Here is a 933-nt window from a genome sequence, read left to right on the forward strand (position 1 = left end):
GCCCGCAAGGCCGCCGCCTGGCGGATCGCCGACTCCACGAACGCGGTCTGTTTGCTGGTCGAACATTCCCAGCCCACGATCCGCCCCGCGAAGGCATCGACGACGAACGCCGTGTAGACGAAACCCCCACTCGCCAGCCGCACGTAGGTGAAATCGGCGACGACCAGCAGATTCGGGGCCCGAACCCGGAAGTTGCGGTCCACCAGGTCCGCCGCTCGACTCCCGGCCGGATCGGCCTCGGTGGTGCGAATTGCCTTGCGTCGCACCACACCCCGCCACCCGTTGACGCGCATCAACCGCTCCACGGTGCAGCGGGCCACCGGGATTCCCTCGCGTTGCAGATGCCCCCACATCTTCTCCGCACCGTAGAGCGATTCGGGTTCGCGGCGACCGTGCTCGTCCGGCTCGTAGTAGCCGGCCAAGATTTCGGTGATCGCGGTGTCCCACAGTGCCCGTTTCGACGGCGGCCGCGACAGCCAGGCGTAGAAGGTTCTCGGGGCGATCTTGCAGCCGTGCGCGGTCAGCGCACGGCAGATCGGAGCGACCCCGAACCGAGCCCGATGCTCGGCAATGTACGCGCAGACTACTTCTGTCGCGGGTCGCTCGCCCGCGCGAAGAAACTTGTTGCTGCCGAGAGGATGTCGATCGTCTGCTCCAGCTCGGCGATCTTGCGTTTCTGCTCGCGGATGATCCGGGCCGCCTCGGTCGACACACCGTCGGAGCGACCCTCGTCGACCTCGGTCTGACGAATCCACTTCCGCAGCGTCTCAGCGGTCATCCCCAACCGGGACGACACGGCCTTGATCGCGGCCCACTCGGTCGGGTAGTCCTCACGATGATCGACGACCAGCCGGACTGCCTTGGCCTTGGTCGCCTCGTCGTACTTCGATGGCATGATCTGCCCATCCTCTCAAGGAAAGAGGTGGGCACGGA

The 933-nt window shown here is 66.1% G+C and carries 1 pseudogene; it reads right to left on the bottom strand.

Going from position 1 to position 933, the window contains the following annotated elements:
* Nucleotides 1-895: pseudogene (locus QJS31_RS37245) on the bottom strand (IS3 family transposase); the annotation flags it as partial.
* Nucleotides 896-933 lie beyond the last annotated feature (38 nt).

The sequence above is a fragment of the Nocardia sp. CC213A genome (assembly GCF_030766805.1).
Taxonomy (GTDB): domain Bacteria; phylum Actinomycetota; class Actinomycetes; order Mycobacteriales; family Mycobacteriaceae; genus Nocardia; species Nocardia otitidiscaviarum.